The organism is Achromobacter semiaridum (genome assembly GCF_053543755.1).
In genome coordinates this window covers 14,070-25,390 of sequence record NZ_JBLVOL010000073.1, presented here as the reverse complement: position 1 = coordinate 25,390, position 11,321 = coordinate 14,070, and the positions used below count along the sequence as shown (strand labels likewise).

Annotated in this window: 12 protein-coding genes; 4 read left to right on the top strand and 8 right to left on the bottom strand. The window is 63.9% G+C overall.

Annotated elements, in window-relative coordinates; all coding sequences use genetic code 11:
* Positions 1-37 precede the first annotated feature (37 nt).
* The 7 genes from ACNPP0_RS19815 to ACNPP0_RS19785 all read right to left on the bottom strand — a co-directional run bounded on the left by ACNPP0_RS19815 (position 38) and on the right by ACNPP0_RS19785 (position 7,194).
* A complete protein-coding gene (locus tag ACNPP0_RS19815) occupies positions 38-799 on the bottom strand; it encodes an ABC transporter ATP-binding protein (RefSeq protein WP_046802568.1) in 762 nt (253 codons plus the stop codon).
* Positions 796-2,634, bottom strand: a complete 1,839-nt coding sequence (locus tag ACNPP0_RS19810; RefSeq protein ID WP_448706795.1) for a branched-chain amino acid ABC transporter ATP-binding protein/permease — start codon at positions 2,632-2,634, stop codon at positions 796-798. The genes ACNPP0_RS19815 and ACNPP0_RS19810 overlap by 4 nt, the downstream gene beginning before the upstream one ends.
* A 5-nt stretch (positions 2,635-2,639) precedes the next feature.
* Entirely contained in the window at positions 2,640-3,677 is a 1,038-nt protein-coding gene (locus tag ACNPP0_RS19805) for a branched-chain amino acid ABC transporter permease (RefSeq protein WP_332610706.1), read from the bottom strand.
* Positions 3,678-3,843: 166 nt separating this feature from the next.
* A complete protein-coding gene (locus tag ACNPP0_RS19800) occupies positions 3,844-5,007 on the bottom strand; it encodes an ABC transporter substrate-binding protein (protein ID WP_046802566.1) in 1,164 nt (387 codons plus the stop codon).
* A gap of 323 nt (positions 5,008-5,330) precedes the next feature.
* On the bottom strand, positions 5,331-5,888 hold the full coding sequence (locus ACNPP0_RS19795; RefSeq protein WP_332610708.1) for a biotin transporter BioY: 558 nt from the start codon (positions 5,886-5,888) through the stop codon (positions 5,331-5,333).
* Between the two features lie 35 nt (positions 5,889-5,923).
* Positions 5,924-6,520 (bottom strand): energy-coupling factor transporter transmembrane component T family protein, encoded by a 597-nt coding sequence (locus ACNPP0_RS19790; protein WP_448706794.1) that lies wholly within the window; start codon positions 6,518-6,520, stop codon positions 5,924-5,926.
* A complete protein-coding gene (locus ACNPP0_RS19785; protein WP_332610711.1) occupies positions 6,517-7,194 on the bottom strand; it encodes an energy-coupling factor ABC transporter ATP-binding protein in 678 nt (225 codons plus the stop codon). Before ACNPP0_RS19785 ends, ACNPP0_RS19790 begins: the two co-directional genes overlap by 4 nt.
* A 52-nt stretch (positions 7,195-7,246) precedes the next feature.
* Between ACNPP0_RS19785 and msrB the strand changes: the two genes are divergently transcribed.
* The 4 genes from msrB to ACNPP0_RS19765 all read left to right on the top strand — a co-directional run bounded on the left by msrB (position 7,247) and on the right by ACNPP0_RS19765 (position 9,365).
* Complete coding sequence (msrB, locus tag ACNPP0_RS19780) at positions 7,247-7,645, top strand: peptide-methionine (R)-S-oxide reductase MsrB (RefSeq protein ID WP_046802562.1); 399 nt, start codon at positions 7,247-7,249, stop codon at positions 7,643-7,645.
* Positions 7,646-8,221, top strand: coding sequence for a septation protein A (locus ACNPP0_RS19775; RefSeq protein WP_332610713.1), 576 nt, complete (start codon positions 7,646-7,648; stop codon positions 8,219-8,221).
* 80 nt (positions 8,222-8,301) lie between these two features.
* Positions 8,302-8,571 carry a BolA family protein gene (locus ACNPP0_RS19770; protein WP_319303386.1) on the top strand — a complete coding sequence of 90 codons (270 nt, stop codon included), beginning with the start codon at positions 8,302-8,304 and terminating at the stop codon, positions 8,569-8,571.
* Positions 8,572-8,588: 17 nt separating this feature from the next.
* The gene (locus ACNPP0_RS19765) at positions 8,589-9,365 is read left to right on the top strand and encodes a peptidylprolyl isomerase (RefSeq protein ID WP_448706793.1); all 777 of its coding nucleotides are present in this window, start codon (positions 8,589-8,591) and stop codon (positions 9,363-9,365) included.
* 55 nt (positions 9,366-9,420) lie between these two features.
* On the opposite strand, the gene ligA is transcribed toward ACNPP0_RS19765, so the two are convergent.
* Positions 9,421-11,321: NAD-dependent DNA ligase LigA (ligA, locus tag ACNPP0_RS19760; RefSeq protein WP_448706792.1), on the bottom strand; the 1,901-nt coding region annotated here is incomplete at its 5' end.

Genomic DNA, 11,321 nt, shown 5'->3' with positions numbered 1-11,321 from the left:
CCGCCCCCCGGTTTCATGTCAGCAAAGGCGGCCGGGCCTATTCTTTCTCGGCGCCCTTGCCCAGGCCCAGATAGCTTTCAATGACCTTCGGGTCGCCCGCCAATTCGCGTGCCGGGCCGTGCAGAATGACCTCGCCCGTTTCCAGCACGTAGCCGTAGTCGGCCACTTGCAACGCCGCGCGGGCGTTTTGTTCGACCAGCAGAATCGCCACGCCCGTTTCCCGCAAGCGCGCGATGATGTGGAAGATCTCGCGCACGATACGCGGCGCCAGGCCCAGGCTGGGCTCGTCCAGCATCAGCAGGTTGGGTTTGGCCATCAGCGCGCGGCCCACGGCCAGCATCTGGCGTTCACCGCCCGACAAGGTGCCGGCCTGCTGGCCGCGCCGCTCGCGCAGGCGCGGAAACAGGTCGAACACTTCATTAAGCGTGTCGCGCCAGCCGGCCTCGCGGGCGCGGTAACGGCGAAAGCCGCCCAGCAGCAGGTTGTCTTCAACGGACATGGTGCCGAACAGTTCGCGGCGCTCGGGCACCAGCGACATGCCGGCAGCCACGCGCTTTTCGACTTGCCAACCGGACACATCGGCGCCCGCGTAGTGCACGGTGCCGGCGGCATGACCAGTGTGCGGCAGCGACCCCATCATCGCGTTCAGCATGGTGGACTTGCCCGCGCCGTTGGCGCCGATCACGGTCACGATGCTGCCGGCGGGCACGGTCAGCGACGCGCCAACCAATGCGCCGACCTTGCCATAACGCGCCGACAGATTGCTGACTTCCAGCACGGGCGATTGCGTCGCGCTCATTGCACACCTCCTGCCGAGACCGGCTTGGCCTGGTCCGCTTCGGGCAGGTCGTCATCGATACCGCCCAGATAGGCTTCCAGCACCGCCGGGTTCTTTTGCACGTCGGCCGGCACGCCTTCAGCCAGCTTGGTACCGAAATCCATTACCACCAGATGGTTGGTCAGGCGCATCACAAAATCCATATCGTGTTCGACCAGCAAAATGCTCATGCCTTCCGAGCGCAGTTGCTCCAGCACGCGCGCCAGGTCTTGTTTTTCCTTGTAGCGCAGGCCGGCGGCGGGTTCGTCCAGCAGCAGCAAGACCGGGTCGGACGCCAGCGCCCGCGCAATTTCCAGAATGCGTTGCTGGCCCAGCGCCAGGTTGCCCGCCTGTTCGTACAGGTATTCGCCCAGGCCCACGCGCTTGATCTGTTCGGCGGCTTCGTGCAGCAGCTGCGCTTCGCGGGCACGGTCCGAATGCAAGGCGCCGGCCAGCACGCCCACGTCCGAACGCAAGTGCGCGCCCAAGGCCACGTTTTCCAGCACTGTCATGCCCGGCAGCAACTGCACGTGTTGGAACGTGCGCCCCACACCCAGCTTGGCGATCTCGCGCGCGGAACGATTGTCGATGCGCTGGCCCATGAACGTGACCTTGCCACGGGTCACGGGCAGCACGCCGCTGATCAGGTTGAACGTGGTGCTCTTGCCGGCGCCGTTGGGGCCGATAAGACCCATGATTTCACCGGAACGGACCTTGAACGTAATGTCGTTGACCGCGACCAGGCCGCCAAATTCCTTGCGGATGGCATCCACTTCCAACACCACCTGCCCGGCTTCGGGACGCATGCGCGTCGGCAGCGCGGGCGCCGCCGCGGGCGGCGCCAGATTGCGGCGCGAACCATCCGCGCCGGTGATGCGGCTCCACCAGGTGGCCAGGATGGGCCAGAGACCGTTGCGGGCGTATTGCAGCATCAGGATCAGCAGCACGCCAAAGACGATCATTTCAAAGTTGGCGTTGGTGTCCAGCAGCTTGGGCAACCAATTCTGCAATTGGTCTTTCAGCACCAGAATGACGCCCGAGCCCAGCAAGGCGCCCCACACGTAACCCGCACCGCCCACCACCGCCATGAACAGGTATTCAATGCCGTAGTTCACGCCGAACGGGCTGGGGCTGACGGCGCGCTGCATGTGCGCGTACAGCCAACCCGAAACGCAGGCCAGCAAGGCTGCCCAGACAAAGATCACGACTTTGTAGGCCGCGGTGTTCACGCCCATGGATTCGGCCATGCCGGCGCCGCTTTTCAGCGCGCGGATGGCGCGGCCCGGCCGCGAATTAAGCAAGTTGCGGGTAGCCCACAGCGCCAGCAGCACGAATACCCAGATCAGGTAATAGATGTTGCGGCCGCTGGCCAGCGACACACCGAAGATGCTGATGGGTTCGATGCCGGCAATGCCGTCATGCTTGCCCAGCCAGTCGATATTGCCGAACAGGAAGTACAGCGACAGGCCCCAGGCGATGGTGCCCAGCGGCAGGTAATGGCCCGACAGGCGCAACGTGATCGCGCCCAGCAGGTAGGCCACCACGGCGGTCAGCACCAGTCCGGCGGGCAAGGCCAGCCACGGCGACACGTCGTATTGCGTCGTCAGGAAGGCGGTGGTGTAAGCGCCCAGGCCCACGAACGCGGCCTGGCCGAACGAAGTCAGCCCGCCCACGCCGGTCAGCAGCACCAGGCCCAGCACGACCAGGCTGGCCAGGCCAATGTAGTTAAGTTGCGTCACCCAGAATTCGGGCGTGACAGGCACCAAGGGCAGGCCCGCCAGGACGACGATGAAGACGGCAAGCAGAATGCGGTTCATGGCGTTTATTCCTCTTCGTCCACGTGATGGGTGCTGAACGAACGCCAGACCAGAACCGGGATAATCAAGGTAAAGACGATCACTTCTTTATAGGCGCTGGCCCAGAAGGACGAAAAAGATTCCAGCACGCCGACCAGCAGCGATCCGGCGGCGGCTACGGGGTAGCTGGCCAGGCCGCCGATGATGGCGCCCACAAAGCCCTTCAGGCCGATCAGGAAGCCGGTGTCGTAATAAACGGTGGTAATAGGCGCGATCAGCATGCCGGACATGGCGCCGATGGCGGTTGCCAGCGTGAACGTCAGGCTGCCTGACATGGTGGTGCTGATGCCGACCAGGCGCGCGCCGCGGCGGTTGACGGCGGTGGCGCGCAGCGCACGGCCGTACAAGGTCTTGCCGAAGAACAACCACAGGGCGGTGATCAGCAACGCGCAGGTGGCAACCACGAACAGGCTTTGCGCGGACCAGGTCATGAAGCCCAGGTCAACTTGCCCACTGACGAACGCCGGGGTGCGCCAGCCTTCGGCGCCGAAGAACACCAGCGCCAGGCCGGTCAGCGCGAAGTGGACGGCAACCGAGACAATCAGCAGCACCAGCACGGTGGCTTCAGCCAGGGGTTGATAGACGATGCGATAAACCATGGGGCCCATCGGGATCACCAGCAACAACGTCAGCAGCATGTTCAGCCACAGCGAGTTGTCGGGGCCGATGTAGCTTTGGGTCACCCAGAACAGCGCCAGCGGCAGGACGACGCAGGTGACCAGCGTTTTGGGCAGGCCAGCGAAACTGCGGGTCCGCAAGCCGCGCACCAGTTCCATCGCCAGGCACAGGGCGCCCAGCAGCGGCAGCAGGTAGGCGGTGCCCGGCATCTTTCCGTCGACCAGCATGGCCAGGGTCAAGGCGCCAAACGCCACGAACTCACCCTGGGGAATGAAAATGACGCGCGTAACGGCAAATACCAGCACCAGCGCCATGCCCAGCAGGGCATAGATGGCGCCGTTGACGATACCGTCTTGCAGCAGGATCAGCGCAATTGAGGAATCCATCTAACAACCTTATTGATTCTTGGTGTTCCGGCCCCGCCCGGGACACTGATACGACACACCGGCCGGAAAGGCCGGTGCGAAGCATTGCTCGGGTGCCGCAAGACACGCACCGTCAGGTGGCGCGGCCTTGCAAGGCACATCCGTGGATCGGGCAATCCGAAGGGAATTACAGGCCGGGCTGATAGACCCACTTGCCGCCTTCAACCTTGACGATGACGCGCGAACGCTCGTCAAAGCCGGCGTGGTCGGTAGGCGACATGTTGAACACGCCTTGCGACGCGGCCAGGTCCTTCACGTTTTCCAGCGCATCGCGCATGGCGGCGCGGAATTCCGGCGTGCCGGGCTTGGCGCCCGTCTTCAGCGCGACGGGCACCGCGGCCACGACCAATTGGCCGGCGTCCCACATGTGGCCACCGAACGTGTTGGTGGAGTTGGCGCCGTTAGCCTTTTCGTAGGTTTCAACATAAGCCAGGGCCGACTTCTTGACCGGGTTGGAATCGGGCAGTTGGGCGGCCACCAGCAGCGGGCCGGCCGGCAGGAACATGCCGTCGCAGTCCTTGCCGCAAACGCGCAGCACGTCGTTGTTGGCGGCGCCGTGGGTTTGGTAGATGGTGCCGCCGTAGTTGCGGGCCTTCAGTTCCTTTTGCGGCAGCGCCGACGGGGTGCCGGCGCCGGCGATCAGGATGGCGTCCGGCTTGGCGCCAACCAGCTTGAGCACCTGACCGGTCACGCTGGTGTCGGTACGGCTGTATTTTTCGATGGCGACGATTTCAATGCCCTTGGCCTTGGCGGCCTTTTGCATCACGTCCAGCCAGCCGTCGCCGTAGGCGTCGGCAAAGCCGATGAAGCCCAGCGTCTTGACCTTGGACTTGGCCATGGCGTCGGCCAGGGCACCGGCCATCAGCGCGTCGTTTTGCGGGGTCTTGAACACCCAGCGGCGCTTGTCGTCCACGGGTTCAACGATCTTGGCGCTGGCGGCCACGCTGATCATCGGCACCTTGGCTTCGGCGGCCACGTCGACCATGGCCAGCGAGCCCGGCGTGACCGACGTGCCGATCAGCACGTCGACCTTGTCGTCGGTGGCCAGCTTGCGCGAGTTCTTGACGGCTTGCGTGGTGTCGGTGGCGTCATCCAGCACGATCCATTCGATCTTCTGGCCAGCCACTTCCTTGGGCAGCAACGCCACGGTATTGCGTTCGGGGATACCCAGCGACGCAGCGGGGCCGGTGCTGGACACCGTGACGCCGACCTTGACCTGCGCGCTTGCCAGAAGCGGCACGGCCAGGGCGAAAGCGGCAGCCGCCGCGGACAAGCCGAAGTGCTTGCGCATATTTTTTGTCTCCTGTGGTGGCTCTTATGCGCCTCGATCGAGGCGAAGCGAGCCTAGTTAAAGTTATACAGAAAAAAATATTATAGGGTTAAAACAGTATCAGATGACGTCACGCAACTACGGTAAATCCCTGATGTGCTATGGAAACCTTGTTTCAGCAAACGCATTCGTTAATGGCGAACTTGATGGCGAACTTGTACTAGAAAAACTTTCAGCGCGTCAGTTGGGGGATTCCCTTGTAATGGGCAGCATGCCCCAAAGCGCCTTGCCGGCCGGTTACCTTACTGTCACCTTGCACTGACAAATCTGTCAGCGGCCCAAGGTCAGCGGCCCAACATCGGCCACACCCGTTCCACGCGCGATGCCACCCAGGCGGCGATCACGGCTTTGATCAGATCGCCGGGCAGGAACACCGCTACAGCCGCCGCCGCCTTGGGCAGGCCCATCTTGGTCACCGAGGCCAGCCACGGCACGCCAAAGGCATAGACCACCACAATGCCGCCGACCCCGCAGGCCACGACATACGCGCCCACCTTTGCCCAACCGCGGTTGGCCCGGCCCACCAGCGTGCGGGTCAGCCAGCCGACGACAAATGCGCCCACCACCATGCCGACCAGAAAGCCGCCCGTGGGGCCCATGAATGCGCCCAACCCGCCCCGGCCGCCCGGCAGCACCGGCAGGCCGATCGCCGCGAGCAGCAGATAAAGCAGGCAGGCCAGCGCGCCGCGCACCGGCCCCAGCATGGCGCCGGCCAGCATGACGCCGAGCGTCTGCAAGGTGATCGGCACCGGAATGCCGGGCAGCGGTATCGGCGGGATCAGGCTCAGGACGACGACCAGCGCGGCGAACAGCGCAATCAGCACGGTGTTATGGGATTTCATGGCATTACCTATTGGGTGGGGTGGCAGCGCGCGGCTCAGGGGCTGCGCGCGTCGATGGCTTCGGCCACTTCCTGGGCGCGCTTTAATGTCAGCACGATCAAGGGCACGATCAGGGCAACCGGATGGGCGCCCAAGCCGCGCGCCGCCTGGGCCTCGCGGATTTCCTGAAAATTGCGCCAGATCTCAGGCACGAACCGCAAGGCCAGGGCCAGCGCCAACGCCACCTTGCCGGCATCGACCAGCCCGATCCGCTCGAACGGCATCAAGGCCCGTTCGCAGACGGCGATCAGGTCCGACGTGCGCGTGGCCAGCGTGACGGCCAGCGCCAGCCCCACCATCGCGCCCACTCGCAGCACGACGGCCAGGGCGTCGATCGGCCCCTGGAATACGCCCGTGAAAAGCGCCACGGCCAGCAGCACCCACAGCAGCCCGCGCACCTGGCGCCAGACGGCGGCGGCCGACACGCCCGTGGACCAGACCAGAATTGCCGAAACGGTAAACGCCGCGCCCAGCCCACGCGGGTCGCGCAGCATGAACAGCCCCGCCCCGGCGGCCACCAGCGCCACCAGCTTTACCCAGGCAGGCAGCCGGTGCAGCGGACTGCGGCCGGCGACGTAAAGAGGTTCCATCATGCGCAGTGCTCCCGGTACCAGCGCAAGGCCGCCGCGGGCGCGTCATCGGCGGCGATGACGCCGTCGCGCACGACCAGCACCCGGTCAAAATCTTCCAGCAGGTCCAGGTCGTGGCTGACGACCACGGCATCGTGGGGCAGCGCGGCGATCGCGTCGCGGACCCGGTTGCGGTTGCGCAGGTCCAGCTGCGTGGTCGGTTCGTCAAAGACGACCAGCGCCGGCGCCATGACCAGCACGGCCGCCAACGCCACCAGCTGCCGTTCGCCGCCCGACAGCGTGTGGCTGCTGCGGTCGGCCAGATGCCCGACCCCCAGCGCCTTCAGTTGGCTATCGATGCGCGATTCGCGCAGCGCCTTGTCAGGTTCCAGCCGCTTCAGGCCGAACGCCAGGTCTTCGCGCACGATGGGAAAGACGATCTGATTTTCCGGGTTCTGGAATACAAAGCCCACGCGGCGGCGCACCGCCTTCAAATCGTGCCGGGTATCCAGCCCATCCACCCGGACACTGCCCGAGGACGGCAGCACCAGCCCGTTCAGCAGGCGCGCAAGCGTGCTCTTGCCGGCGCCGTTGGGTCCGACGATGCCGATGCGGCGCTCGGCCAGCGTCGCGCTCACCCCACGCAACACTTCTGCCTGGGGCGTGGCCACTACCGCCTGGTCAAACTCGATTAACATGGGGCGGGATTATGCCCGAACCATTTCGGGCATCGGGACTCCAAGAGCTGATATGGAAAAAGTACGCAAATCCGACGCCGAATGGCGCGCACAACTTTCCCCCGAAGAATACGTGGTCACCCGTGAAAAGGGTACCGAACGCGCATTCACCGGGCGTTACTGGAATACGACCACGCCGGGCATCTACCGCTGCGTGGGTTGCGGCACGGCCCTGTTCGCATCCGACACCAAATTCGACGCCGGCTGTGGCTGGCCCAGCTATTTCCAGCCGCTGGACCCTGAACTGGTGCGCGAAGAGCGCGACGTCAGCCACGGCATGGTTCGCACCGAAGTGCTGTGCAATGTATGCGACTCGCATCTGGGCCACGTCTTCCCCGACGGCCCTCCGCCCACCGGGCTGCGCTATTGCATCAATTCCCTGTCGATGACGTTTGAACCCATAGAAGACTGAATGAAGAAGTTTCTGTTCGACCTGTTCCCGCTGTTCCTGTTCTTCATTGCCTATCGGTACACGGACATCTTCATCGCCACGGGCGTTGCCATGGCGGCGGCCGTGTTGCAGATTGTGTGGCTCAAGCTTACCGGCCGCGCCACCGAGGCCATGCACTGGATCAATCTGACGGTCATTCTGGTTTTTGGCGGCGCCACCATCTGGCTGCACAGCGATGTCTTCATCAAGTGGAAACCCACCGTGCTGTATTGGCTGTTTGGCGGCGCGCTGCTGATTTCCCGCTGGGTGTTCGGCCGCAACCTGATCCGCCGCCTGATGGAAAAGCAGATCCAACTGCCGGACGCCGCCTGGGACAAGCTGAACCTGGTCTGGGCAGCCTTCTTCCTGGTCGCCGGTGCGCTGAACCTGTATGTGGCGTTCTCGGGTCATTTCACCGAATCGCAATGGGTCAGCTTCAAGGCATTCGGCCTGATGGGCCTGATGGTCGTCTTTGTGATCGGCCAGTCAGTGTGGCTGGGCAAACACATCCAGACCGACGAAACCGCCGGTTCCGGCACGCCGCCGGGCAAGCCCTGACGCGCCAGCCGCCCGACCACACGGTCCAATCATAGGCGCGTCCACTGCGGTGGGCGCGTCGGAACTTTCATGTAGCCGCCATGTCCGACAACACCGATCGCATCACCCTGATCCGAGAGCGCCTGGCCGCCCTGGAACCTGTAACGCTGGACATCCTGGACGACTCCCATTTGCATGCCGGCCACGAAGGCAGTAAAAACGGCGCCGGCCACTATCGCGTCCACATCGTAGCGCCTTGCTTCGCGGGGCTCTCCGCCGTGGCGCGACATAGGCTGGTGTATCATCATTTGCAAGATTTGATCCCCTATCCGATTCATGCGCTTGCGCTAGATGCCCAGGCTCCCAAATAGAAAGTAAAAGGATATTCATGAAACGCATCGTCATGCTGGCTGCGGCCTGCGTCATCGCCGTGCCCGCTTTCGCGCAAAACGTGGCCACCGTCAACGGTAAGGCCATTCCGCAAAAGAATTTGGATCAATTCGTCAAGCTGCTGGTCAGCCAGGGCGCGACCGATTCGCCGCAATTGCGCGAACAGGTCAAGCAAGAAATGATTAACCGCCAGATCTTCGTGCAAGCCGCCGAATCCAGCGGCATCGCCAAGCAAGCCGACGTTCAAACCGAAATCGAACTGGCCCGCCAAGGCATTTTGGTGCGCGCCCTGATGGCTGACTACCTGGCCAAGAACCCGGTTTCGGACGCCAAGGTCACCGCCGAATACGAGAAGATCAAGAAGGAACAAGCCGGCAAGATGGAATACAAGGTCCGTCATATCCTCGTCGAAGACGAGAAGACGGCCAATGACCTGCTGGCCCAGATCAAGGGCAACAAGAACAAGTTCGACGACCTGGCCAAGAAAAACTCCAAGGACCCCGGCAGCGCCGAAAAGGGTGGCGATCTGGGTTGGGCTCCCCCGACCAACTACGTGCAGCCGTTCGCGCAAGCCGTGACTCAGCTCAAGAAGGGCGAACTGGTCGACAAGCCGGTCCAAACCCAATTTGGCTGGCACATCATCAAGGTCGAGGACACCCGCCCGGTGGAATTCCCGCCGCTGGATCAAGTGCGTCCGCAACTGGAAGAAATGCTGCGCCAGCAAACCCTGGCCGACTACCAGAAGCAACTGCGCGACAAGGCCAAGATCCAGTAAGCCTGCCCTGCGCCAAAATCGAAACTGCCCGCTATCGCGGGCAGTTTTTTTGGGACTAGGACATTCCTAACAGCGCTTTCAACGCATCCTCGTCCAACACGGTCACGCCCAGTTCCTGCGCTTTGGTCAGCTTGCTGCCGGCCTCTTCGCCCGCCACCAGATAGGCGGTTTTCTTGGAGACCGATCCACTGACCTTGCCCCCTGCTGCCTGGATGTGCATCGACGCTTCCTCGCGGGTCCAGTTGGGCAGCGTGCCGGTCAGCACGAACGTCTTGCCCGCCAGCGTCGTGCCTTGCGGCGCGGCGTCGGCCACGGGGTTCACGCCCTGCGCCTTCAACTGCTCGATGACGTCGCGGTTGTGCTGTTCGGCAAAGAAGCGGCGGATGGATGCCGCCACGACCGGGCCCACGTCGGGCACTGACGACAAGGCGTCTTCATCGGCATCCATGATGGCGTCGATGCTGCCGAAATGCCGTGCGACGTCGCGGGCGGTGGTTTCACCGACGTGACGAATGCCCAGCGCGAACAACAGGCGGTTCAAGCCCGGGGCGCGCGCCTTGTCGATAGCCGCGACCAGGTTGTCGGCCGACTTCTGGCCCATGCGATCCAGGCCCACCAGTTCCAGCGGACGCAGGCTGTACAGGTCAGCCAAGGTCTTGACCCGGCCGCTGTCCACCAGCTGGTCCACCAGCTTTTCGCCCAGCCCTTCGATGTCCAGCGCCTTGCGGCTGGCCGCATGCCACAACGTCTGCTTGCGCTGCGCAGCGCAGAACAGGCCGCCCGTACAGCGCGCAATAGTCTCGTCTTCCAGCCGCTCAATGGCCGACCCACAGACCGGGCAGGCCGTGGGCATGACGAACTCCTGAGCGTCGTCGGGCCGCTTTTCAAGCACGGGGCCCAGCACTTCGGGAATCACGTCGCCCGCGCGGCGCACGATGACGGTGTCACCCTTGCGCACATCCTTGCGGCGGATTTCGTCTTCGTTGTGCAGCGTCGCGTTGGTGACGGTCACGCCGCCCACGAACACGGGCTTCAGGCGTGCCACGGGCGTGATTGCGCCCGTGCGGCCCACCTGCACTTCTATATCCAGCAGCGTCGTGGTGGCTTCTTCAGCGGCAAATTTGTGGGCCAGCGCGAAACGCGGCGCGCGTGCCACGAAGCCCAGCACTTTCTGCGCGGGCAGCGAATCTACTTTGTAGACCACGCCGTCGATGTCGTAAGGCAGGCTGGCACGCAGCTCGCCCACCTTGGCATAAAAGGCCATCAAGCCTTCGGCGCCCGTCGCGCGATGGTTGTGCTTCAAGTTGACCGGCAGGCCCAGCTCGTGCAGCCACGCCAGCATGGCGCCATGCGACGCTTCCGGCAGTTGCGACGCCTGGCCGGCGCCGGCCGTGGCCTCGTCGAACAAGCCGCTTTGCTTGCCGGGCAGGCCCTGCACTTCGCCCCAGCCATACGCAAAGAAGCGCAGCGGCCGTTTGGCGGTGATGCGCGGGTCCAGCTGACGCAGGCTGCCGGCCGCGGCATTGCGCGGGTTGACGAAGATCTTTTCGTCACGCTTGGCCTGCGACGCGTTCAATTTTTCGAAGTCGGCGCGATTCATCAGCACCTCGCCGCGCACTTCCAACACCTTCGGCGCGGACCCTTTCAGTTGCAGCGGAATGGCCTTGATGGTGCGGATGTTGGAGGTGACGTCTTCGCCCGTCTGGCCGTCACCGCGCGTGGCGGCCTGCACAAGACGGCCGTCTTCGTAACGCAGGCTGATCGCCAGCCCGTCCAACTTGAGCTCACAGAAATAATCGGCTTGCTGGGCCGGTCCCAATAGGCCTGCCCCCCGCAACGTGTCGGTGACACGGCGGTCGAACGCCACCACTTCCTCTTCGGCAAACGCATTGTTCAGCGACAGCATCGGCACGGCATGGCGCACGCTGCCAAAGGCGGAAACAGGCGCCGCGGGGG